This window comes from Pseudomonas sp. JAI120 (assembly GCF_014207255.1).
Taxonomy (GTDB): domain Bacteria; phylum Pseudomonadota; class Gammaproteobacteria; order Pseudomonadales; family Pseudomonadaceae; genus Aquipseudomonas.
Map to the genome: position 1 here is coordinate 1 of NZ_JACHCZ010000001.1, position 24,352 is coordinate 24,352.

At 63.2% G+C, this 24,352-nt stretch carries 19 protein-coding genes; 5 read left to right on the forward strand and 14 right to left on the reverse strand.

Features of this window, described 5'->3' with window-relative positions:
• From HDC32_RS00005 to HDC32_RS00015, 3 genes are all read right to left on the reverse strand, one after another.
• Positions 1 to 1,742, reverse strand: a 1,742-nt coding sequence (locus HDC32_RS00005) for a DUF6531 domain-containing protein (RefSeq protein ID WP_221461861.1), incomplete at its 3' end; no start/stop codon positions are given.
• Between the two features lie 110 nt (positions 1,743 to 1,852).
• Entirely contained in the window at positions 1,853 to 4,936 is a 3,084-nt protein-coding gene (locus HDC32_RS00010) for an efflux RND transporter permease subunit (RefSeq protein WP_184742010.1), read from the reverse strand.
• Positions 4,937 to 4,938: 2 nt separating this feature from the next.
• Positions 4,939 to 6,045, reverse strand: coding sequence for an efflux RND transporter periplasmic adaptor subunit (locus tag HDC32_RS00015; RefSeq protein ID WP_131696524.1), 1,107 nt, complete (start codon positions 6,043 to 6,045; stop codon positions 4,939 to 4,941).
• 100 nt (positions 6,046 to 6,145) lie between these two features.
• Between HDC32_RS00015 and HDC32_RS00020 the strand changes: the two genes are divergently transcribed.
• Positions 6,146 to 7,351, forward strand: a complete 1,206-nt coding sequence (locus HDC32_RS00020) for a multidrug effflux MFS transporter (RefSeq protein ID WP_184742011.1) — start codon at positions 6,146 to 6,148, stop codon at positions 7,349 to 7,351.
• 78 nt (positions 7,352 to 7,429) lie between these two features.
• Entirely contained in the window at positions 7,430 to 9,370 is a 1,941-nt protein-coding gene (locus HDC32_RS00025; RefSeq protein ID WP_184742012.1) for a TonB-dependent receptor domain-containing protein, read from the forward strand.
• Here HDC32_RS00025 and HDC32_RS00030 read toward each other — a convergent pair.
• Positions 9,367 to 10,686 carry an ATP-binding protein gene (locus tag HDC32_RS00030; RefSeq protein ID WP_184744046.1) on the reverse strand — a complete coding sequence of 440 codons (1,320 nt, stop codon included), beginning with the start codon at positions 10,684 to 10,686 and terminating at the stop codon, positions 9,367 to 9,369. The genes HDC32_RS00025 and HDC32_RS00030 overlap by 4 nt on opposite strands.
• Before the next feature lie 20 nt (positions 10,687 to 10,706).
• Positions 10,707 to 11,450: a response regulator gene (locus HDC32_RS00035; RefSeq protein WP_131696520.1), complete on the reverse strand. Its 744-nt coding sequence runs from the start codon at positions 11,448 to 11,450 to the stop codon at positions 10,707 to 10,709.
• 178 nt (positions 11,451 to 11,628) lie between these two features.
• On the opposite strand from HDC32_RS00035, the gene HDC32_RS00040 reads away from it, so the two are divergent.
• The 3 genes from HDC32_RS00040 to HDC32_RS00050 all read left to right on the forward strand — a co-directional run bounded on the left by HDC32_RS00040 (position 11,629) and on the right by HDC32_RS00050 (position 14,928).
• Entirely contained in the window at positions 11,629 to 12,495 is an 867-nt protein-coding gene (locus tag HDC32_RS00040) for a pirin family protein (RefSeq protein ID WP_145338813.1), read from the forward strand.
• 282 nt (positions 12,496 to 12,777) lie between these two features.
• On the forward strand, positions 12,778 to 14,223 hold the full coding sequence (locus tag HDC32_RS00045; RefSeq protein WP_167655199.1) for a mechanosensitive ion channel domain-containing protein: 1,446 nt from the start codon (positions 12,778 to 12,780) through the stop codon (positions 14,221 to 14,223).
• Positions 14,224 to 14,313: 90 nt separating this feature from the next.
• Entirely contained in the window at positions 14,314 to 14,928 is a 615-nt protein-coding gene (locus HDC32_RS00050) for an LpxA family transferase (protein ID WP_145338815.1), read from the forward strand.
• Here HDC32_RS00050 and HDC32_RS00055 read toward each other — a convergent pair.
• From HDC32_RS00055 to HDC32_RS00095, 9 genes are all read right to left on the reverse strand, one after another.
• Complete coding sequence (locus tag HDC32_RS00055; RefSeq protein ID WP_184742013.1) at positions 14,925 to 16,247, reverse strand: carbohydrate porin; 1,323 nt, start codon at positions 16,245 to 16,247, stop codon at positions 14,925 to 14,927. The two genes, HDC32_RS00050 and HDC32_RS00055, sit on opposite strands and share 4 nt — an antisense overlap.
• A 125-nt stretch (positions 16,248 to 16,372) precedes the next feature.
• Complete coding sequence (locus HDC32_RS00060) at positions 16,373 to 17,143, reverse strand: SDR family NAD(P)-dependent oxidoreductase (protein WP_131696516.1); 771 nt, start codon at positions 17,141 to 17,143, stop codon at positions 16,373 to 16,375.
• 28 nt (positions 17,144 to 17,171) lie between these two features.
• Positions 17,172 to 18,230, reverse strand: coding sequence for an L-rhamnose/proton symporter RhaT (rhaT, locus tag HDC32_RS00065; RefSeq protein WP_090404933.1), 1,059 nt, complete (start codon positions 18,228 to 18,230; stop codon positions 17,172 to 17,174).
• A 40-nt stretch (positions 18,231 to 18,270) separates the two neighbouring features.
• Complete coding sequence (gene rhaM, locus HDC32_RS00070; protein WP_178116817.1) at positions 18,271 to 18,591, reverse strand: L-rhamnose mutarotase; 321 nt, start codon at positions 18,589 to 18,591, stop codon at positions 18,271 to 18,273.
• On the reverse strand, positions 18,591 to 19,472 hold the full coding sequence (locus HDC32_RS00075) for an amidohydrolase (protein ID WP_184742014.1): 882 nt from the start codon (positions 19,470 to 19,472) through the stop codon (positions 18,591 to 18,593). Before HDC32_RS00075 ends, rhaM begins: the two co-directional genes overlap by 1 nt.
• Positions 19,473 to 19,541: 69 nt before the next feature.
• Complete coding sequence (gene aldA / locus HDC32_RS00080; protein WP_184742015.1) at positions 19,542 to 20,975, reverse strand: aldehyde dehydrogenase; 1,434 nt, start codon at positions 20,973 to 20,975, stop codon at positions 19,542 to 19,544.
• 10 nt (positions 20,976 to 20,985) lie between these two features.
• Positions 20,986 to 21,786, reverse strand: a complete 801-nt coding sequence (locus tag HDC32_RS00085; protein ID WP_184742016.1) for an aldolase/citrate lyase family protein — start codon at positions 21,784 to 21,786, stop codon at positions 20,986 to 20,988.
• A 10-nt stretch (positions 21,787 to 21,796) separates the two neighbouring features.
• On the reverse strand, positions 21,797 to 22,981 hold the full coding sequence (rhmD, locus tag HDC32_RS00090) for an L-rhamnonate dehydratase (protein ID WP_092489219.1): 1,185 nt from the start codon (positions 22,979 to 22,981) through the stop codon (positions 21,797 to 21,799).
• A gap of 16 nt (positions 22,982 to 22,997) precedes the next feature.
• Positions 22,998 to 24,293 carry an MFS transporter gene (locus HDC32_RS00095; RefSeq protein ID WP_131696510.1) on the reverse strand — a complete coding sequence of 432 codons (1,296 nt, stop codon included), beginning with the start codon at positions 24,291 to 24,293 and terminating at the stop codon, positions 22,998 to 23,000.
• Positions 24,294 to 24,352 lie beyond the last annotated feature (59 nt).

Below are 24,352 nucleotides of genomic sequence, written 5' to 3' on the forward strand. Positions count from 1 at the left end.
AGGAACAGCGAACGTCCGACGCCGTTATCCAGCCGCTCAATCCGCCCCAAATAATCCCGAGAAATCCGCAGCCGGTTGTCGTACGCATCGCTGATAGAGACCAACACACTGTCGCGAAAGTGATAAAACTGCGACGCCTGGGACAACACCAACTCATCCGGCGAAGCGCCCAAATAGATCGCCGCTTCGGCCAGGCTATTGGTGATGGCCGGTCGAGCAACGGTCGGCAATGGAAACGAAGTCATGCGATTTTCATGGTCCGTCCACACCACCGAATCGCCCGACACCACAAGCCGATGCGCCAGCGAATGACTCCAGCCAAACCCCAACCCGCAATCCACTTCCACCGCACTGGTGCGATACAACCGCGTCCACTCAAACGGCAAAATCCCGTCCAACGTGCCATCGGTCAGGGTCAGCAGTTCCTCCCCGGTAACCATCGACACGGGGCAGCCGTTGGTGACGGTCTTATCCGAAGAAGCCGCCGCATCGCCCTTCGGATTCGTCGATACAACAGGCACATCATCGACAGGCTCCTGCCTGACCAACACGGTCTTCTGTGTCTTGTTACGAACCGCCGGCACCGGGTTGGAAACCAACTGATCCCCAGCCTTCAACGGCGCAACCGGTACGGTCTTGATCGCTGTCGCCGGGCCACCGAGCAGCAAAGGCTTCACCGCCTCGGCATGCGCGTCCATGGGAGATTTTCCGAACTGCCCCGCCATGCGCTCCAACCATCGGCGCGCACGTTGAGACTTGATGCCGCCCAGCACCTTGGTACTTATTCGCACCGCCATCCCCATCCCGGCAGTGGCGAGACACAGCAGCAAATTGATCAATACTTCGGCGCTGATTTCCCCGAGCAACTCGTTCATATAGGGCGGCGGCAACAGGCGCATCCAGCTGACCGCTGCCGAGAGATGGATGAACAACAGCGGCTCGTCGCTGAGCACCAACAAGCCCTTGGCGAGGGTGTCGGCGCCGAGGCTCAGCAGCTTTTCAAGTTCGTCCGGGGACAGGTAGTGCAGCAGTTGTTCGGCATAAGCCAACGGGTCGCCAAGCCACTGAAACAGCTGCTTGACAGTGTCCCAGAGCGAGTAGAGCGCTTCGCCGAAGCCGCGCGCGTAGGCTTGATGCAGGGAGAGATAGCGCTTGGGGAAGCTGGCTTCGGAGTAACCCTTCCATAACGGCTCGAAGGTGGTCTCCCATTCACTGCGCAACCAACCGTCCAGTACGGCAATCACCGACTGATAAGAGGCATACAGCGCCTTGAAATGATCTTTGGAGACGTTGGGGTAGAAGCTGACCCGGTACTGCTGGTTGCGATCACATTCCTTGATTTCAAGAATGCCGCTGGGGCCGATGGTCTTGTGGATCGGCTCGCCCAGGGGCCCGCCCTCTGGATCGACGCGTTGCACCATCACGGGCGTATTGCCAATGGGCACGAACCGAGCGCTCTGGAACATATGCACCAGGGTCAACGTGCCGTTTGCCTGGCACGTTGCTGTGGTGCTGCTGGGAATGATGGCGCGGTTGATCGGCGCGACAAGCGCCACGTCATCCCCGACTTTGAAGACCTGTTCGACATCCAGGGCCGAAAAGCTAAAGAAGCTTTCCGCCCAGTTCTCGTAGGTATTGAGGCAGCGCCCGAAGTCGCTGAGAACGGATTCAACGTCTCGCGTCTTTGAATCCATGGCGGCCAGCACCAGGTAGCCAATGGCTTGGCGGGTCACCTCGATCATGAAACAGCCCCTTCAACCGGGGCTTTAACGAAAACAACCATCTGCAATCCCTCGCACTGTGTATTCAGGCGAGGGACTTTGCAGCGGTTTTCAGGGCAGGGGAGTAGCGCTTATCCGGCGCTTACGTGGGGCGTTTCGACAACTTTTGTCTTCTCCCGCCCCAGCACCAGGCTGCACAGCGCCGGCAAGAACAACAGCGTCAACACCGTGCCCACCAGCACTCCGCCAATCAGCACGAACGCCAGGGACGACCAGAACACCGACAGCGTCAGCGGAATAAACGCCAGCGCCGCCGCCAGCGCGGTCAGTATTACCGGCCTGGCCCGCCGCACGGTGGCCTCGACGATGGCCTCGCGAATTGCCATGCCGTGTTCCTGGTTCTGGCGAATCTGGTCGGTAAAGATCAACGTGTTGCGCATCAGGATCCCGCCGATCCCGATCAAGCCCAGGATCGCGTTGAACCCGAACGGCTGGTTGAACAGCAGCAAGGTCGGCACCGCGCCAATCAAGCCCAGCGGCGCGGTGGCGAAGACCATGAACATCACGCCGAAGGAACGCACCTGGAACATGATCACCGTGAGGGTCAGCAGGATCATGATCGGGAACAGCGCCGCCAGCGCCACGTTGGCCTTGGCGCTTTCTTCCACCGGGCCGCCGATGTCGATCCGGTAACCGGCCGGCAGCCTGGCGATCAGCGGTTGCAGGTCTTTGTACACGGCCATTTCCACATCGGGCGGTTGCACGCCGTCGATGATGTCGGCGCGCACTTCCACGGTGCTTGCGCGGTTGCGGCGCTTGAGGATCGGTTCTTCCATCACCGCCTGGAACTGCCCGACCTGGGCCAGGGGCACCGACGTGCCGGCGCTGTTGGTCAGGGTCATATTGTTGAGGTTGCCGAGGTTCTCGCGCTGGTTGCCTTGGGCGCGGGCGACCACGGACACGGTGCGGTTGCCCTCACGCACTTCGGTGATGGGGTTGCCGCTGAGCAAGGCGTTGAGCTGGGATTTGACCTCGTTGGGGGTAAAACCCAGCAGGCGCAGGCGGTCTTGATCCAGCACCAGGCGATAACCGCTGGTGCGTTCGCCCCAATCGAGAAAGGCGTCCTTGGTCAGCGTGTTGGCGGCGACGACCTTGCGCACGTCCTCGGACACGCCGCGCAGCACATCCACATTCGGGCCGGATACGCGGAACACCACCGGGAAGGGCACCGGTGGGCCGAACAGCAGTTGTGTCACCCGCACCCGCGCCGCTGGAAACTCACCGGCCGCAATTCGCTCACGCATGCGCAGCTTCAAGGCGTCGCGGGCGTGAGAGTCCGGCGTCTGCACGATCAGCTTGGCAAACGCCGGGTCCGGCATTTCGGGGTTCAGCGACAGGAAGAAGCGTGGCGCGCCACCGCCCACATAGGTGTCGACCATGCTGGTCTGCGGCTCTTGCAGCAGCGCTTTTTCCAGCTGCGCCGCCACCGCCTCGGTGCTCTTGAAGGCACTGCCGGGCGGCATATACACCTCAAGAATCAGCTCGGAACGGTCGGAGTTGGGGAAGAACTGTTTCTTCACCACGGCCATGCCCAGCACGCACAGTACAAAGGCGCCGATGACCAACCCGGTCACGAGCCAACGCCTGCGTACGCAGGCTTCGACTAAATCACGCAGCTTCTGGTAATAGCGCCCGGCATAAATCGCGTCGTGGCCACCGGGCACCGGCTTGATCTGCGGCAGCAACTTCACGCCCAGGTACGGCGTGAACACCACCGCCACCAGCCAGGACGAGATCAGTGCAAAGCCGACGATCCAGAAGATATTACCGGCGTATTCCCCCGCACCTGAACGTGCAAACCCCACCGGCAGAAAGCCGATGATCGTCACCAGCGTACCGGTGAGCATCGGTGCCGCCGTGGAACTCCAGGCGAAGGTGGCCGCATGAATCCGGTCAAAACCTTCCTCCAGTTTCACCACCATCATTTCAATGGCGATGATTGCGTCATCCACCAGCAAACCCAGGGAAATAATCAGTGCGCCCAGGGTAATGCGGTCGAACTCACGCCCGGTGAGCAACATGATCACGAACACCACCGACAAGGTCAGCGGCACCGCAGCCGCCACCACCAGGCCGACGCGAAAGCCCAGGGCCAGCAAGCTGATGAGCATCACCACCGCGAGGGCGACGAAGAATTTGAGCATGAATTCATTCACCGCCAGGCTGATGTTTTTCGCCTGGTCGGAGACTTTGGCGAAGTTCACGCCCAACGGCAGGTCCGCCTGGATCCGGGCTTCCTGAGCCTTGAGGCTTTTGTCCAGCTCCAGACCGTTCCAGTGCTTTTCCATGATCACGCCGAGCATCAGCGCCGGGTCGCCCTGGTGGCGGATGCGGTAGCTGGGCGGGTCTTCATACCCGCGGCTGACGCTGGCGACATCGGCAATGCGCAGCACGCGACCGTTGACTTCCAGGGGCACGTTTTCGATCAGCGCCAGACTGTCGAAGGCACCGTCGATACGGATATAGGCGCGGGCCCCGGCGGTTTCCACGAAGCCAGACGGCGCCACGGCGTTTTGTGCGGCGAGGGCGCTGAAGATCTGGTCCGGCTTGATGCCCAGGGTCGCCAGGCGCTCATAGGAGAACTCGACGAAGATTCGCTGCGCCTGCTCGCCGAGGATATTGACCTTCTTCACCCCCGGCAGGTTGAGCAGGCCCTGGCGCAACTCTTCGGCCATCTGCACCTGTTGCCGATGGGGCAAGTGCTCGGCCTCCAGGGCGTACAGGGCGAAGTACACATCGGAATATTCATCGTTGAAGAACGGCCCGATCACACCGTTGGGCAGCCTCGCGGCTTCATCGCTGAGTTTTTTGCGCGTCTGGTAGAACAGCTCCTGGATTTCGCCGGGGCGCGTGGACTCCTTGTAGGTCATGCGCATCGACACAAAACCCGGCTGGGCGATGGTCTCGACGCGGTCGTAGTAGTCCAGTTCCTGCAGGCGCTTCTCCAGGCGGTCGGCAACCTGCTCCTGCATCTCCTGGGCAGTAGCGCCGGGCCAGGCAGCGGTAATGGTCATGACCTTGACGGTAAACGACGGGTCTTCGGCGCGTCCCAGTTTGCCGAACGAGAAGATCCCGGCGGCGAGGATCGCAATGATCAAAAACAGCGTGACTGCGCGGTGCTTGACCGCCAGTTCCGAGAGGTTGATGCCGCGCATGCTCATTGGTCCTGTTTGCGGTTGAGGGCCAGCACCTGGGCGGGCAACAGGCGCACCGCATCGCCGTTGTGCAACAGGTGCGCGCCGAGGGCGACGACGACCTGGCCGGGGTTCACGCCGCTGTCGAGCAGGGCGTCTTCCTGGCCGAGGCTGGCGACCTTGACGGCGGCGAAGCTGACCTTGTTATCCGCGCCGATCAACCACACACCGGTGCCTTGCCCGGCATCGTGCAACGCACCGATGGGCACGCGAGTTTGTTGCGCCTGGCCGTTGCCTTGCAGGCGCACAGTGATGGTCGAACCGAGGGCGAAGCGCTCGACGTTACCGTGCAGCACATAACGGGCGCGGTAGGTGCGGGTGACCGGGTCGGCGCTGGCCGACAGTTCGCGCAAGGTGGCCGTTACCGCCTGGCCCGGGGCGCCGAAGGGGAAGGCCAGGGCTTTTTGCGCGGCCTGGTCACGCTGGTTTTCCGGCAGGTTAACGATGGCTTCGCGGGCGCCGTCATGGGCCAGGCGCGCGACGATTTGCCCTTCGGCGACCACTTGGCCGCGGTCCACCCGCACGTCGGTGATGGTGCCGTCGCCGTCGGCCTTGAGTACCGAGTAAGTGCGGCGGTTCTCGATCTGGCTGGCATCGGATTGCGCCGCAGCCAGCTCGGCCTCGGCGACGCGCAGGTTAGTCGCCGACTGGTCGAAGATCTGCCGCGACACCGCGCCGGTACTGGCCAGGCGCTGGTAGCGGTTTTCATCGTCGCGGCGTTGGCGCAGTTGCGCCTGGGCGGCGTTGACGCGGTTTTTCGCCGAGCGCAGGGCCAGCTCGAAGTCGCCGATGTCCAGCACCAGCAGGGTGTCGCCACGGGAGACGTGCTGGCCGGGGTCGACCTTGCGTTCGATGACCTTGCCGCTGACCCGGAAGCCCAGGTCGCTTTCCGTACGCGCCGCCACCACGCCGGTGTAGGCGCTTTGCTGAGTGCCGGCGGCTTCGACCTTGGCGGCGAGTACCGGACGTGGTTGCGGCACTTCAGCGGCGGTGTCGGCCTGGCTGTTGCAGCCACTGAGGAGGATCAACAGGGCCAGGGGCGTGAGAAGACGCGAGGGGAGAGGGATCATGTCGGGCTCCGGGGATTACCAGTGGGCAAAAAATTATGGACATAATTTTTTACGCATATTATGGTCGAAATATAAATAAATCCAGCCCCGGATAATCCCCATGTCGAACGCCCCGGCCCCATCGCGAAGCTTATTGTTTTTACTGGTGGCCCTGACGGCACTGGGTGAAGTCTCGACCCAATTGATCATCCCAGGCTTGGGTGTGATCGAGCAGGCACTGCTGGCGCCGTCGGGGGCGGCGCTGATGGCACTGTCGGCGTTTGTCGCCGCCTTTGGCCTGGGGCAACTGCTGTTCGGGCCGCTGTCGGACCGTATCGGCCGCCGCCCGGTGCTGATCGGCGGGCTGTTGCTGTATGTGCTGGCGACCTTGTCGATGCTGCTGGTCAATGACATCCAGCAATTTATTGCCGCTCGCGTCGTGCAAGGCCTCGGCGCCTGCGCTGCGTTGGTACTGGCGCGCACCGTGGTGCGTGACGTGTGGAAGGCCGACGCGGGGCCGGCGCTGGCGCTGACCATGATCGGCATGCTTTACGCCATCGTCGTCGCACCGATGGTCGGCGGCCTGCTGGTCAAGCTGCTGGGCTGGCGGGCGCCGATCCTGCTGGCCTTGGCGATTGGCAGTGTGGTGTTGCTGCTGGCGCTGCTGTTCTTCCGCGAGAGCAATCACTTTCTCGACCCCAAGGCCGGCCACTGGCGCACCCTCGGCGGGCAATACCTGGATCTGCTCAAGGGCCGCCAGTACCGCGCGTTCGCCGTGGCGCTGGCGTGCACCTATGGCGCCATGTTCGCAGTGATCGCCGGTTCCTCGGCGGTGTATATCAATCTGCTGGGCTTGAGCAGCCTGGAGTACGGCATCAATTTCGGCGTGATCGTGTCGATGCTGATCATCGGTTCCACCTACACCCGGCGCAACATCCAGCGCCTGGGGCCGCAACGGATTGTGGCGATGGGCGTGACGCTGGTGGCCATGGGCGGGATTGCCGCGCTGGTGATTTATGCGCTGTTTGGCCTGTCGGTGCTGGGCCTGGATATTCCCATTGCGCTGGCGACCCTCGGCGGCGGCCTGGTATTGCCCGGGTCTGTGACCGGCGGGGTCATGCCCAACGCTCACCGCGCCGGTTTGGCGGCGGGCTTGATGGGTTTTGCGCAGATGTTCGGCGCGACCTGCAGTGGCCTGTTGCTGAGCCATCTGCGCGACGGCAGTGCCACGCCGATGATCGTGATCCAGGCGTGTTTTGCCGTGACGGCTTTCGTGGCCTTCCATTTGTTACGTGAGCGCCGTAGCGCAGAGGTCGCGGCCGCCTGAGTTGTCACACTTTGTCCAAGTTTCTCGGGGCTGGATGATTACGATTCTCTTTTGAGTCTAATCCGAAGGTCTTCGCCCATGCTGCCTGCTTTTCGTTTCTCGCCCCTGGCCCTGCTGGTTGCCGCCAGTCTTCATGCCCACGCGGATGAGCCTGTTGCACTGGAACTCAATGATGTCGTGGTGACTGCATCCGGTTTTGCGCAAAGCGCGGAAGACGCGCCGGCCTCGGTCACCGTGATCGATGGCGAGGAACTGCGCCGCAAGTCCTACCGCGACCTCGGCGACGCAGTACGGGACGTAGAAGGTGTGACGGTCAACGGCGGTGCGAATGAAACCGACATCTCTATCCGTGGCATGCCGGCCGACTACACCCTGATCATGGTCGACGGCAAGCGCCAGAGTGCGCGGGAATCGCGGGTCAATGGCAACAGTGGCTACGAACAGAGCTTTGTACCACCCGCTGCGGCCATCGAGCGTATCGAAGTGGTGCGCGGGCCGATGTCCTCGCTGTACGGCTCGGATGCCATCGGCGGGGTGATCAACGTGATCACGCGCAAGGTCTCTCCGACCTGGGGCGGCTCCATCGGGTATGACTACTCGGCGCGCCAGCACAGCGACCAGGGCAATGCACGCCAGACCCAGTTCTACCTCAGCGGCCCGCTCAAGGAAGATTTCCTCGGTTTGCAGGTGTGGGGCCGCTACCTGGATCGCCAGGCCGACGACGACATCGAGCAGACCAATGGCTTCAGCAAAGCCGACCACCGCGACCTCACCGCACGCCTGGCCTTCACCCCGACCCTCGACCACGACATCCTGTTGGAAGCCGGCGCCACGCGCTTGAAGAATGGCGACGGCATGAGCGCCAACTGGGCCACCCGCGAGCAGGAAAACAACCGCGATCACTGGTCGCTGTCGCACCAGGGCCGCTGGGGCTGGGCCACCTCGGACATCGCGCTGTCCCAGGAAACCTCCAGCCGCGAAGGCAAGGCGACACCAGCGCAGACTGACATCTACGGGCGCAAACCCGAGATCAAGAACACCGTGTTCGACGCCAAGCTGGTGGTGCCCACCGCCCATAACGTCAGCACCGTGGGCGTGCAATGGAATAAAAGCGAACTGACCGACTGGAACCAGGGCCTCGGTGACCGTGTCGACTATAAATTCTCGGTGGTGCAAAAAGCCCTGTTCGCGGAAAACGAGTGGTCGATGACCGACAGCTTCGCGCTGACCACCGGCCTGCGCCTGGATGAGCACGAAGAGTACGGCGCCCATCTCAGCCCGCGGGTCTACGGCGTGTGGCGCGCCACCGAGCAGTGGACGCTCAAGGGCGGTATCGCCCGAGGTTTCAAGGCGCCGGAGCTGCGTGCCGTGGTTGAGGACTATGCTTACCTGCGCCGCAACCGCTTCGTGATGTTCGGCAACCCGGACCTCAAGCCCGAGACCAGCACCAACTATGGAGTCTCGGCGTTGTGGAGCAACCGCGACAACCTGTCCGGCGGCGTGACGCTGTTCTACAACGACTTCCAGGACAAGCTCTCCACCGTCACCACCGACCGGCGCTGGAACGGCTACACCATCATGGACCGGGTCAACGTCGACAAGGCGATCATCCAGGGCGTTGAGCTCAATGGCCAATGGGACATCAACCCCAGCGTGCTGCTCAAGGCCAACTACACCTACACCGACTCCGAACAGAAAAGCGGCGCCAACAAAGGCGCGCCCCTGGCCCTCACACCTGAGCAAAAAGCCAATGTGCGCACCGAATGGACCATCAACGATCGCACCCAGGCCTGGGCCTCGCTGAGCTACTACGGCGAGGAAACCGGCAACACCCTTACCACCGACGAACCGGCGCCGGGCTACACCACCGCCGACCTGGGCGGCTCCTATGACGTGAGCGATTCGTTGACCCTCAACGCCTCCCTCAACAACCTCACCGACAAGCGCCTGGACGATGAAACCTACGGCACGGTGAACTACGGCCGCACCCTGTGGATGGGCGCCACGCTCAACTTCTAGAGCGCGGTGGGCAATCGCACCACCGCGCACAGGCCGGCCGGTGGGCGATTTTCCAAGACCAGTTCACCGCCATGGGCCTGGATGCACGACCGTGCGATCGCCAGGCCCAGCCCCACGCCGCCGTCACTGACACCCCGTTGTACGAAGGGCTCGAAGACTTTGCTCAACCAATCTTCGGGTAGACCTTGGCCGTGGTCGAGAATCTCGATGCGCAGCCAGCCGTTGTCCTCGCGAACCAGGCTCAGGTCGGCATCGCCGGCGTGGCGCAGGGCGTTGTCGATCAGGTTGGTCAGGGCGCGCTTGAGCGCCAGCGGGCGGCAGGTCAGCAGTAACGGTGGTGCGCCGGCCCAGGTGACGGGCTGTCGCAGGCGTTGGTAACGCTTGGCCAGGTCATCCAGCAGGTCGCTCGACGAAAGCGTGGCAGTCGCTTCCTGCACCGCGTCGTCGCGCACGAAATTCAGGGTTTCTCGTACCATCGCACTCAATTCCCCGAGGCTTTCGAGCATGTCATCGCGGGCTGCGCCGGGCTCCAGCAACTCCACTTGCAGGCGCAGTTCGGTGATCGGCGTATTCAAGTCATGGCTGACCGCTGCGAGCATCCGCGTGCGGCCTTCGACATGCCGGGCGAGGTTGACCTGCATGGTGTTGAAGGCGGCAGTGAGGTCGCGGGCTTCCTGTGGGCCGGTTTCCGGCAGCGGCGCGATCCATTCACCGCGGCTGACGCGCTCGGTGGCCTGGGCCAGGGTCTTGATCGGGCGCACCACGCGAGCAATGAAAAACATCACGATCAGCAGCACCGGCAGGGTCGTCACCGGCAGGCTGTAGGCCAGGACGCGGCCCCATTCATAGGCGCCGGCGGGGTATTGCACGGCATTCAGGTAGGTACCGTTGGGCAGCGGCACGCTGCTGCGCAGGCGCAACGGCGCCCAGCCGGCGGGGCTGAACACATGGGTGCGGGCGTCGGCGCCGCTGATGCGTTCCAACTGCATACCGATGGCGGCGGCGTTATCCAGCTGTAATTGGCGGCGCAGCTCGTTGGCCAGGCGCTGTTCTTCCGGGCGGTGTGCAAACGGCGCCACCTCCGGCGTGGGGGCGATCCAGAAGCGCGTGTCGTCGGTGCTCATGCCGGCCAGCAGGTGCTCGGTTTCATTCGGGCTCAGGTCGATTGCCGTGTGATGTGCAATCCCCAGGCGTTCCAGGCTGAAACTGCGCGACAGCGGGTGGATCAGGCTGCCGGTGCGTTGCAGAAACAACATCGCTATGGCGTTCGACGCCAGCAATGCCAGCAACAACAACAGGCTCAACTGACGTGCCAGGCTGTGCGGCCACAGCCGGCTCAAGGTGTGCATTCGCTGACCTCGGCCGCCAATAGATAGCCGCCGCCCCAGATGGTGCGCAACAGTTCCGGGGTGGCATCGCCCTGGGCCAGCTTGCGGCGCAGGCGGCTGACTTGCCGGTCGATGGCGCGGTCGCTGACATCGCTGTCGGCGGCGGCGGTGAGGTCGATCAGGCGTTCGCGGGGCAGTAGGGTATTGGGATGGGCGAGGAACACCTGCAGCAACCGGCTTTCAGCGGTGCTGAGTTGGATGTCGGGGTGGGCATCGCGGCGTAAGGTGGCGCTGGTCACGCTGAAGTGCCAACCGGAGAACTGATAGGCCCGTGCGCCAGTGCTGGGCGCGGTGGGGCCGGTGGCGCGGCCCTGACGGCGGAGCACGCTGTTGATACGCGCCACCAGCTCCCGGGGTTCGAAGGGCTTGGTGACGTAATCGTCGGCGCCCAGGTCCAGGCCGCGTATGCGGTCGGCGGCAGTGTCGCGGGCGGTCAGCAGGATCACCGGGGTGTTGCTGCGCCGATGCAACTGGTTGCACAACTCAAAGCCATCGCCATCGGGCAGCAGCACGTCGAGCACCACCACATCGAACGCCTGGGTCTTGAGCAATTGCCACATGCCGGCCGCGTCTTCAGCGGTGCGCACCTCAAAGGTGTGACGTCGCAGGTACGTGGCCAGGGGTTCACGAATCTTGCGGTGGTCATCCACCACCAGTACGCGCGGTGCGGCAGGCGCAGGGGCAAACGGCATTGCAGCCCTCGAGGGTTGAGCGGGAGAGGGCGGATATTACTACGAGTAATTATCATTAACGCTGTTTTGTGAGGATGCTGCCTTAAATCGTCCTGCCAGTAGGACGATTAAGGTTGTTTTTACCGTCTAGCGCCGAATTGCTGCGAGTTTTAAGGTGTATGCACTTTGGAGGACCACCATGAAAAAACTCATCGGCATCTACACCAGCCCACGCGCCCACTGGGTCGGCGACGGCTTCCCCGTGCGTACGCTGTTTTCCTACGACTCGATGGGCAAGCACATCAGCCCATTCCTGCTCCTGGACCACGCCGGCCCGGCCGATTTCACCCCGACAGACCAGCGTCGCGGGGTAGGCCAGCACCCCCATCGCGGCTTTGAAACCGTGACCATCGTCTACGACGGCGAAGTCGAACACCGCGATTCCACCGGCGCTGGCGGAACCATCGGCCCGGGTGACGTGCAATGGATGACTGCCGCCAAGGGCATCCTCCACGAGGAGTTCCACTCCGCAGCCTTCGCCCGCAGCGGCGGCGTGATGGAGATGGTGCAACTGTGGGTCAACCTGCCCGCCAAGGACAAAATGGCCGACGCGGGTTACCAGACCATCGTCGACGGCGATATTCCCGTGCTGCCCTTGGCCAACGACGCCGGCCACCTGCGCCTGATCGCCGGTGAATTCGCCGGCACCCAGGGACCGGCGCGCACCTTCACGCCGATCGACGTGTGGGACCTGCGCCTCAACGCCGGCAAGCCCGTCACCCTGGACCTGCACGTCGGGCGCAACACCGCCCTGGTGATCCTGCGCGGCACGGTGCTGGTCAACGGCGAAGAAGTCGCACGCCAAGGCCAACTGGCGTTATTCGAGCGCGACGGCCGCCAACTCAGCCTGGAGGCCAACGACGATGCCAAGGTCCTGCTGCTCAGCGGCGAACCGATTGACGAGCCTATCGTCGGGCATGGACCGTTTGTGATGAATACCGAGCAGGAAATTCATCAGGCGTTTGTGGATTTCCAATCGGGTAAGTTTGGGCGGATGGACGCCTGACGGTTCACCCTAAAAACCTGTGGGGGCAGGTTTTATGTGACGAACGGGCTTGTTGTGGCGAGCGGGCTTGCCCCGCGTTGGGCTGCGCAGCAGCCCCAATAAACGCGACGCGGTTTTCCAGACATTCCGAAGCGGATGGTTTCAGGGCCGCTTCGCGCCCCAACGCGGGGCAAGCCCGCTCGCCACAACAAGCCCGTTCACCACCATTGCGCAGCAAGACATTTTGTTTGCGCAATCTCTATTTCATGCGATCTTCCCGTCATTCGCCCTGGAGTCGCCTGGATGCCCTCATTTATCGCTGATCACCCGATGCTGTGCGCCGTGGCGCTGATCTTTATCGACATCGCCGTGTGGCGCCTGATCTCTGCCGACCTGGCCAATTGGAAGCTGGCTGCGCGGTTGGCGATTTTTGCCGTGTTCAGTGCCGTGCTGTTCAACGACGGCATGAACCCCATGCAACTTGCGCCCTATACCGACAACACCGCCTTGCACCTGGCCGCCACGGCCCTGCAGATCGGCTGGTGGCTGTTTGCGGCGCGCACGCTGACAGTGTTGCTGGGCACGGTGATGATGCAGCGGGTGGGTCACACCGGGCGGTTGTTGCAGGACCTGATGGGCGCGGTGATTTTCCTCATCGCGATCATCGCCGCCATGGCCTATGTGCTCGACCTGCCGGTCAAGGGCGTGCTGGCCACCTCCGGCGCGGTGGCGATCATCGTTGGCCTGGCGTTGCAAAGTACCCTGAGCGATGTGTTTTCCGGGATCGTGCTCAACACCACCAAGCCTTATCAGATCGACGACTGGATCTCCATCGACGGCACCGAAGGGCGGGTCACCGACATCGACTGGCGTGCCACACGCCTGCAAACCTCCCAGGGCAGCCTGGCGGTGATCCCCAACTCCCTCGCGGCCAAGGCCAAGATCATCAACTTTTCGCGCCCGGCGGACATGTTCGGCCTGACGGTCAGCCTGCAAGTCAGCCCCCATGCGCGTCCGCAAACTGTAATCGAAGCACTGGAACGTGCGATGCAGGGCTGCCGGCCACTGTTGGCCAAACCCGCGCCGAGCGTGGCATTCAAGACTTCCGCCAGTGGCGGCGTGGAGTATGAAATCAGCGGGTTCGTGCCGGCTATGGCCCTCAAGCGCGAGGTGCGCAACCAGCTCTATGACCTGGCGTTCCGGCACCTGCAAGCAGCGGGCGTGGGCGTGCTGTCCGCCACCGAAAGCAGCGCGCCACCGGCCATGTCTGCCGCGCGGGCGTTGCTGGAGCGTTCGTCGATTTTCTCCACCTTGCGCCAGGAAGAGAAAGACACCTTCAGCCAGAACATGACCCTGCACACCTACCGCGCCGGCGAGATGATCCTGCCGGCGGGGGAGGTCAGCGATCATTTGTTTATCGTCGAGTCCGGCGTGGTCTCGGTGATGTTGACCAAGGGCGGCCATGTATTCGAAGCCGGGCGCATGGGGCCGGGAGAAGTGATTGGCGAGGCCGGGATCTTGTCCGATCAGGCCGTGCTGGCGGACTTTTCCGCCAAGACCTTCTGCACGTTGTACCGCATCGAGAACGAATACCTGAAACCGTGCCTGGATGCGCGCCACGACATTAGCGAGGCGATGAAGGCACTGTTGGAATTCCGCCTGCATGCCGCCCAGGTCCTGACCCAGGAGGCGCCGGTGGTGCCGGTGAAGAAGGGCTTTTTGCAGTGGCTGCGCAAGCGCGGCCTGTGAGAGGCAAGGGCCTGAAAGTGCTGTACTCGATGTCGAATGATCGCCAATGCGGGTTTTCTTGACTGTCTCTGACCACGTGAGGGCTCGACCTTGATTCGACTCACCGACTACATCGCCAACCTTGCTCAATCCCCTCTTGCCCCGTGGGCCGGCTTGGCGCCCTGGGCCCTGGTCGCCCAGGCGCCGGCCGTTGTTCGCCAGATGCTCGCCGACCTGCCGGCCGACGACTACAGCGTGAACGACGAAGTCGCCATCCACCGTACCGCTATCGTCGAACCCGGTGCCTTGCTCAAGCCGCCCCTGATCATCGGCGCCCATTGCTTTATCGCCAGCGGCTCACTGCTGCGCGGTGGGTGCTGGGTGGATGAGCACTGCATCATCGGCCCCGGCGCCGAACTGAAAACCACCTTCATGTTCAGCGGCAGCAAGCTGGCCCACTTCAACTTTGTCGGTGATTCAGTGCTGGGCCATGGGGTCAACCTTGAGGCGGGGAGTATCGTCGCCAACTACCGCAACGAGCGGGACGACAAGGACGTGCTGGTGCGGGTTGACGGGGTATTGCAGCGCACCGGCTGCGACAAGTTTGGCGCGTTGCTGGGGGATCAATGCCGGGTTGGCGCCAATGCGGTATTGGCGCCGGGGGCGGTTCTGGTACCTGCCAGCGTCGTGGGACGCGGACAGGTGTTTGATGCAGAGAACGGCTAGAAGTCGGCGATAAATTGCACGCCGCCGACCACTGCGCCCGTGGTTTGCGTAAGCCCGCCGGGGTATTTCACGTATTGCAGGTTAGGCCGCACCATCAGCCATTTCGTCGCCTGCACGCCATAGTTGATCTCGTAGCTGTACTCGCGGCGCTGCTCGGGCACGTATAGCGGGTCATCGATGTCGGTCACGCCATTGGCGCCGTTGAGCATCTGCGTATTGCGGGTATAGCGGTCGCTGACCTGCAACTTCGATGCGCCGAGGCCGAAGGTGTCGTCCGGGCGTGAATCGAAGGGGCCACGGTAGATCAGGCCGACCTGGATCAGGTGCTTGATCACGCTTTTGTCCGGGTCATTCACCGTCAGGTTCGCGAACACGTTGAGCCCGCGCCTGGCGTTGCCGTCGACCGTGGTTAATTGCTGCTGGCCTGACAGCCACCAGCCGCTGTTGCTGGAATACAACCGGTAGGGCTTTCGTGAGCTGGCGGCGTAGTTGCCGTCGGCGTCCTTGAGCATGTCCTTGGTGTCGGCGTTGGCGTAGTAGTAACCGGCGTGGTACTCGGAATTCAGCCCGGCGAGCTGGCCTTTCCAGATGGCCTCGATGGGGAAGCTGGTGCCCTGGGAACCGCTGATAAACGGCTTGAAACCATTGCTGGCTTCGGCGTTGCCGGGGTTCTTGTCGTAGGCGCCGACCTGCATGGCGAACTCATCGGTGAACTGGTACTTGGCCCGCACCGCCCACTGGCTGATCGGAAAGCTGTTCCACACGCCGTTCCAGTTGCCCTCCTGGGAACCGCACAGGGTGACGTTCTGGAACTCGCAGGGGAACTGGTCGAAGTCTTCGCCATGGCCGAAGCGCCCCAGTTTCAGGGCGAACTTGCGCTCGAAGAACTTCTGCTCGTACCAGAACTGCGAGAGCCGCCAGGCATTACCGCCGCCGAAGACTTCCATGGTGGAGGTCAGGCCGGTGGCGTTGGGCTGGTGCACGCGGTCGTTGGTGATGTCCTTGCCATGGCGCTCACCGATGCCGATGCGAAAGGTCGCATCCTGCCAACCGAGGAGTTTTTGCAGGTCCATGTTGACGCCCAGGATCAACTGGTCGCTCCAGCGCGCGGTGGTGTGCGAGTTGTAGCCGCCGCCGAGGTTGGCACCGACTTCGCCGACATACTTGAGGGTGAAGTCGTAGCCTTGTTCGGCCAGTTGGGGGCGCAGGCCGTTCCAATCGCCGAGCATGGCCGGGGAGTTGGGGTCGAGCAGGCCCGCACTGAAGGCACAGGTGGACATGGCGCTGCAGAGCAGGGCCAGGGGGAGGGTGGTGCGCATGGAAGTACTCCTGGAATTGTTGTTTTTATTAGGTACAACACAAACTTCAGGCACACAGAGATCCCTTGTGGGAGAGGGCTTGCCCCCTCCCACAGTGGAAGTGTGATGTTTGTTAAGGCGCGGGGTTACTGCAGGTTTACGTAGAGGCCGCCATCGACGAGCAACGACGCACCGGTCACATACCGCGCCATGTCCGAGGCGAGGAACACGATCGGCCCGGCCACATCGTCCGGCTCGCCCAGGCGGCCCAGGGGCGTGCGCGAGGTCATGTAAGCAAGTTTTTCTTCGTCGGCCAGGTCTTCCTTGTTGATGTCGGTGGCGATGGTGCCCGGCAGCACCGAGTTGCAGCGGATCCCATACGGGCCCAAGGCAATCGCGCAGGATTGCATCAACGAATGCAGGCCGGCCTTGGTCGGCGTGTAGTGGGTTTGCATGCCGCCGCCCACCAGCGCACTGATGGAACTGACGGCGATGATCGCGCCGCCACGGCCCTGGTTTTTCATCTGGTTGGCCGCCGCCTGCACGGCGAAGTAGGCGCCGTTGAGGTTGGTGTTGACGGTTTTCAGGTAGACCTCGCGGGGCATGTCGAGGAACGAGTGGAACGGGCAGATGCCGGCATTGTTGACGAACACGTCGACGCTGCCGAAGGCCTGTACTGCGCCGGCCACCAGCGTGTCGCCGGTGTCCGGGTCGGCCGCATCGCCGCCCACTTCGATGGCTTGGCCGCCAAAGGCCTTGATCTCTTCGATCAATGAATGCGCAGCCTCGGTGCCTTGGCCGCTGCCGCTGTGGCCGATCACCACGCGGGCACCCTGGCGGGCACACTCACGGGCTGCGGCGCGTCCGATGCCACGGGAGGCGCCGGTGATGATCACGGTTTTGTCTGCAAGCAACATAAAAATACTCCTAGAAAATCAAGCGGCGTCAGCCGAGGTAATTGCCGTAGCCGACCATGGCGATAGCGCCGAGGATCACCGCGATGCCCGCCACCAGCACGCCCTTGTTGGCCGCGCTGGTGCCGTGCCATTCGCGGAAATACAGGCCCCAGCAGTTGGACACGATGATGATGAATGACATGTGCAGCACCCAGGAACTGGCGTCGTTCTGCAGGCGGCTTTCGCCCATGCCGTAGAAAAAGAACTGCAGGAACCACAGCGTGCCGGCAATGGCCACCAACAGGTAGTTGCCCAGCAGCGGGGTGCTGCGGTCGGTGTAGTTATGGAAGGTGCGGTTGCGCCAGTTCAGCCACAGGCACCAGATGCCGTTGGTGGTCAGGCCGCCCCACATGATCACCATGAAGGTCACGTTGTTCTGGAACAGGCTGTTGGCGCCATGTTCCACCGCTGCCGCCGCCAGTGGGCGACCGGCGGAAATGCCGTAGCTGAAACAGGCACTCAGCACGCCGGAAATCACCGCCACCAGCATGCCCTTGCCCAGGGCGAATTCGCTGACGCTGGCGAACTTCACCGCTGCGGACACTTCCCGTTCCTTGATCAGCCCGGCCTTGCCGCACACTGCGATGCCGATCAGCGATACCGCCACGCCCCAGAGCACCCAATGCCCGCCTTGTGAGGCCAGCATCGAGGTCAGGGTACCTTCGGTGTCCTGGGTGAACAGGTCGCGGTACAGCGCCGGCATCAAGGCGCCGAGGGCCGAGGTGAGGCCCATGATCAGCGACATGCCTAAGGACAGGCCCAGGTAACGCATAGTCAGGCCGAAGGTCAGGCCGCCGATGCCCCACAGCACACCGAACAGGTAGGTCCAGAGCAGGGTGCCGGTGTCGGCATTGCGCAGGATTTCCACCCAGCCTGGCACCGTCAGTTGGGCGGCGATCAGCGGCACGATCAGCCAGGACACCAGGCCGCCGGTGATCCAGTAGCTTTCCCAGGCCCAGCCGCGCACCTTCTTGTAGGGGATGTAGAAACTGCCGGAAGCGAAGCCGCCGATAAAGTGCAGAATCACACCGAGGAGAATGATTTCCACGTGGTCGAATCCTTTTTATTGTTGTTGTGGGTCGGTTAATTCAAGGGCGGCTCAGCTGGAACATCGGCAGCAGGTCGACACTGACCGGCGAGCCGTCTCCATGGCTGGGCATGATGTCCTGCATATGGCGCCACCAGCGTTGCATCAGTGCGGTGCGGGGCAGTTCATCCAGGCCGTGGGTGTCTTCGTGGGTGAGCACGGCGAACAGCGCATTGGTCGCCTCATCGAGGAAAATCCGGTAATCCACCACGCCCGCGTCGAGCAGGGCCTGGGCCAGTTCCGGCCAGATCTCGTCGTGACGCCGGCGATATTCATCAGCCTGGCCCGGATTGAGGTGCATGCGAAAAGCGCGGGTCTGCATTACAGCGCTCCATGGGGTGGCGTGGGCGTGTAGATACGCACGGCGTTATGCAGGAAAAACTTGGCCTGCACGGTTTCAGGTTTGTCGGCCATGCAGCGTTTGACGAGCCCCAGGGTGGTGGCGAAATCCGCCAAGTGATCGCTGTTGGGCCAGTCGCTGCCGAAGAAGCAGCGCTCTTCGCCAAAGGCCTCCCACAGCACGGCCAGGCGGTCGTGGTAAAACGCAGTGTCGGTGATCAATCCCTGCGCCCCAAGCTGGGGAATTTCCGCCAGCTTGGCGAACACATTCGGGCGCTCGGCCAGGCGCAGCAGGTCGGCGTGGTACGCCGCCTCTTCACCCACCGGTACCTGGGCGTTGGGCAGGTGGTCGACGATGATGCGCAGCTGCGGCAATGCCTCGCTCAGCTGCAGCAGGCCCTTGAGCAGGCGCGGGTTCGGGTTGGCGCTGTCCAGGCTGCGGCCGGTGGCGGCGAGTTGGCGCAGGCCGTCGATAAACCCCGGGCGGGTCTGGTCGTGCAGCAGGTCGCGGTCCCACAGGTTGCCGTAGCGCAGGCCGAGGAACAGCGGCTCATCCGCCAGGGCCTCGAGGTCGGTGGCGAAGTCGGCGTGCAGCGGGTCCAGGTTGCCGACAAAACCGAGCATGCGCGGCTCGCGGCGCAGGGTGTGCAGCAGCCAGCGGTTGTCGTCGCGCCATGGGCTGGCTTCCACGGCAATTGCGCCGATCACATTGTGTGGGCCGGCCAGGGCCCAGTAGTCGGCAGGTAAGTGGGCGGCGTACAGCCGATTGCCCGGCTCGGGCCACGGGATGCCCTGGGGGCGACGTGGGTCGAACAGGTGCAGGTGGCTGTCGATGATGGGGCCGCTATAAGGCGTCAGGGGCATCGCGCAATCCTTGTGGGATTTTGTCAGGAAAGGCCCGCACGCTAACGCGCACCGACCCGTTTCACCACCTCAGCTCTGCAGGTACACCACATGGGTATGGGTGTACTCGTAGAGGCCGTGCTTGCCGTCGGCGCCGCCGATCCCGGATTTGCGCACGCCGGCATGGAAGCCTTGCATGGCTTCGAAGTTTTCGCGGTTGACGTAGGTTTCGCCGAAGTCGATCTCGCGCACCGCGTGCATGGCTTTGCCGAGGTCGCGGGTGTAGATCGACGAGGTCAGGCCGTAGTCGCAGTCATTGGCCAGGACGATGGCTTCGTCGAGGTCGTCGACAATCTGGATCGGCAGCACCGGGCCGAAGATCTCTTCGCGCATGATCTCCATATCGGCCCGGCACCCGGCCAATACCGTCGGCTGGAAGTGAAAGCCGGCACCCAGGTCGGCGATCTGCCCGCCACTGACCAACGTGGCGCCCTGGCTCAGGGCGGTGCGCACTTTGCGGTTGACGCTGTCCAGGCCCTGGCGATTGATCAACGGACCCATTTCCGCATCGGCCATGGCCAGCGGATCGCCGTAGCGGGTCGCGGACATGGCCGCGCTGATACGCTCGATGAATGGCTCGGCAACCTTGCGCTCCACGTACACGCGCTCGGCACAGTTGCACACCTGGCCGGTGTTGATGATGCGCGAATCGCGGATGGCTTTGACCGCCAGGTCCAGGTCGGCATCTGCCAGCACGATGGCCGGCGCCTTGCCGCCCAGCTCCAGGTTGAGCTTGGTGATATTCGGCGCGGCGGCGGCCATGATGCGTGAACCGGTGGCGACGCTGCCGGTGAAGCTGATCATGTCCACGCCCTTGTGGGCAGTCAGTGCAGCGCCGACCTGACCATCGCCGCACACCACATTGAACACGCCGGCGGGCAAGTCGGTCTGGGCCACCAGTTTGGCGAATTCAAAGCAGTTGTTCGGGGTTTCTTCGCTGGGCTTGATCACGATGGTGTTGCCGGTGAGCAGCGCCGGGGCCAGCTTGCGGGCGATCAGGAAGAACGGGAAGTTCCACGGCAGGATCCCGGCCACCACGCCCAACGGTTTGCGGAACAGGAAGATGTTTTCGTTGGGGCGGTCGCTGGTGATGATCTCGCCTTCGATGCGGCGCGCCCATTCGGCCATGTAGTCGAGGTAGTCGGCGGTGAAGTTCACTTCGACCTCGGCCAGGCCGCTGACCTTGCCTTGCTCCAGGGTAATGGTGCGGGCCAGGTGGGCGACGTTTTCCCGCAGCTTGGCGGCGATGCGGCGCAGATGCCCGGCGCGTTCGATCGCGGGTTTGCGCGCCCAGTCTTTTTGCGCACTGCGGGCCGCGGCGAGGGCCTGGTCGACGTCGTCGGCGGTGGACGCCGGGACCTTGGACAACAAGACCCCGGTCGCCGGGTTGAACACATCGATGTGCGCCTGGCTTGGGGTAAAGCGGCCGTTGATAAAGTTCTGGTACACGGGAACGGATGACATGGGCAGCTCCTCAGTAAGTGCGCGATGGCGCGTTCGTTTCAGCCGCAGGGCGGTAGCGGGCCAGGGTGGCCAGGGCGCTCTGGCGCAGCAGGCTGATGTCGATGGCTACCGCGATAAAGCGGCAACCCCAGGCCTGGTAGCGGCGTGCGTCGTCTTCGTTGGGCGCCAGGATGCCGCTGGCCTTGCCGGCGGCGAGGGTGGCCTCCACCGCGTGCTTGATGCGCTCCTGCACTTCAGGGTGGCCGGGGTTGCCGGCGTGGCCGAGGCCGATGGACAGGTCGGCGGGGCCGATAAACACCGCATCCACGCCTTCCACGGCAGCAATCGCCGCGACGTTTTCCACGCCCAGGCGCGACTCCACTTGCACGATCAGGCACAGCTCTTCATGGGCGGTATTGAGGTAGTTGGCCACGCCATCCCAACGGGTGGCGCGGGTCAGGCCGCCACCGACGCCGCGAATGCCATGGGGCGGATAGCGCATGGCACGCACCAGGGCCTGGGCCTGTTCGGCGGTTTCCACCATGGGGATCATCAGGGTCTGGGCGCCGACGTCGAGCAGTTGCTTGATCAGGCTGGCGTCACTGTTGACCGCACGCACCACCGGTGCGGTGGCGTACGGGGCCACGGTCTGCAATTGGTTGAGCACGCTGGGCACGGTATTGGGCGCGTGTTCGCCGTCGATCAGCATCCAGTCGTAGCCGAGGTCGGCGACGATCTCGGCGGCGTAGCCGGTGGCAAAACCGGCCCAGATGCCATATTGGGTGGCGTCCTTGGCCAGGGCGGCCTTGAAACCATTACGGGGCATATTCATGGCGTTTTCCTCAGCGATTGTACGGACGGTGCAACTGGCAATCCGGGTTCAGGTCTACGCCGAAACCGGGCTTGTCGAGCACCGACAAGCGCATGCGGCCATTCACCGGGACCGGCTCGCCGAGCAGTTGCGGGTGGAACATCGGCACCACTTCATCGGCCTTGGGCGCCATCATCAGAAATTCGGCGAACGGGCTGTTATGGCGGGTGGCAACAAAGTGGTAGCTGTACACCGACGAGCCGTGGGGCACGACCATTGCGTTGTGGGCATCGGCCAGGGCGGAGATTTTCACCAGCTCGGTGAGGCCGCCGCACCAACCGACATCCGGCTGGATAATGTCGCAGCAGCCCATCTCCAGGAGCATGCGGAAGCCCCAGCGCGTGGCTTCATGTTCGCCGGTGGTCACCAACATGCCTTTTGGCACGTTGTTGCGCAGGGCGGCGTAGCCCCAGTAGTCGTCGGGAGACAGCGCTTCCTCGATCCACTTGAGCCCGTGTTCATGGGCGCCTATCGCCAGTTTGGTGGCGTAGTTCACATCCAGGCTCATCCAGCAATCGAGCATCAACCAGAACTCCGGGCCGACCCGTTCGCGCATGGTCGCCAGGGCTTCGAGGTTTTTGCGCAGGCCTTCTTCGCCTTCGCTGGGCCCGTGGTGCAGGGGCATCTTGCCGCCGATAAAACCCATCTTCTGCGCCAGGTCCGGGCGCGCGCCGGTGGCGTAGAACTGCAACTCGTCACGCACCGCGCCGCCGAGCAACTGGTGCACCGGCTCCTGGCGGATCTTGCCGAGCAGGTCCCACAGCGCGAGGTCCACCCCGGAAATGGTGTTGATCACCAAACCCTTGCGACCGTAGTAGAGGGTTGACTGGTACATCTGGTCCCAGATCTTCTCGAGGTCCGTGACACGTGCGCCTTCGATAAAGCGTGCCAGGTGTTTTTCGACGATATACGCCGCCGGTTCGCCGCCGGTGGTCACCGCGAAACCGACGGTGCCGTCGCTGGCTTCGATTTCCACCACCAGGGTGCCGAGCACGTTGATGCCGAAGCTGCGGCGGCTCTGGCGATACTCCGGGTATTTGCTCATGGGCGTGCAGATATGGTCGTCAATCCAATGGCCGTCGCCCTGGTCGTGGTAATCGGCGCCGCCGCCTCGCAGGACAAAGGCGCGCACGTGTTTGATGGTGAGATGACCCATGGTATGACTCCTGGAATTAAACAGTGGCCGGCGTGTTCGACGCGGTGCGGCCGGGTGAATGGATGCCCAGTACCAGCAATGCAGCGAGCACCGTGGTGGCGGACAGCAGGTACAAACCGGCCGCCGGGGAATCGAAGGCGCCTTCGGCCCAGTGCTTGATCACTGGGGCGATAAAGCCGCCGAGGGCACCGAAGGAATTGATCAACGCAATGCCGGCTGCGGCGGCGCTGCCGGCCAGGTAGCTGGAGGGGAAGGTCCAGAACACCGGCTGCACCGCGATAAAACCCGAGGCGGCAAAGCACAGCGCGAGCATGCCCAGCAGTGGGTTGGCGAAGGTCACCGAGCAGGCGATGCCGGCGGCCGCCATCAATAACGTCAGGCAGGCGGTGCGGCGGCGTTCGCCGGTGCGGTCGGAATAGCCGGGGATCCACCAGGCAGCGAACAGTGCGCAGACCCAGGGAATCGCCGAAACCAGCCCGACCATCAAGCCGACCTTGGTGCCGAGCAGACCGCCCACCTGGGTGGGCAGGTAAAACACCACGCCATACACACTGGCCTGGATCAGCAGGTACACCAGGCACAGGTACAGCACCGAGGGTTGGCACAACACGGTTAGCAGGCTGCGGCCATGGGAGGTTTTGTGTTGGTCTTCCAGGTCGAGCAGGCTCTGGATTTGCTGGCGCTCGTCCACGCTCAGCCACTTGGCGTCGGCGGGGCGATTGTCCAGGTACCAGTAGGCCCAGATGCCTACCGCGCTGGCCATCAAGCCTTCCACGGCGAACAGCCACTGCCAGCCGTGAATCCCACCGAAGCCATCCATCTCCAAGAGCAAACCGGACAATGGGCTGCCGAAGATAAAGGCCAGCGGCGCGCCAAAGTAAAAGAAGCCCATGGCCTTGCCGCGCACGGCCTGGGGGAACCAGTAGGTGAGGTAGAGGATCACGCCGGGGAAGAACCCGGCTTCGGCCACGCCCAGCAGGAAGCGCAGCACGTAGAAGCTGGTTTCGTCATGGGCGAACACCATCGCCGCCGAAATCAGGCCCCAACTGACCATGATCCGGCACATCCACAGGCGGGCGCCGACACGGTGCAGGATCAGGTTGCTCGGCACTTCCAGCAGCGCGTAGCCGACGAAGAACACACCAGCGCCAAAGGCAAAGGCGGCATCGCTCAAACCGGTGTCGGCCTGGAAGGCTTGCTTGGCGAACCCGACGTTGGCGCGGTCGAGAAACGCCATGATGTACATCAACAGCAGGAAGGGCAGCAGCCGCCAGGAAATCTTGGCGAGCAGGTGTGCGGGCAGGGTTTTCATGAGGAGGTCCGTTGTTTTGTTCTTATGGACCGGACTGTACGGCGGCCGAGCAATGCGCT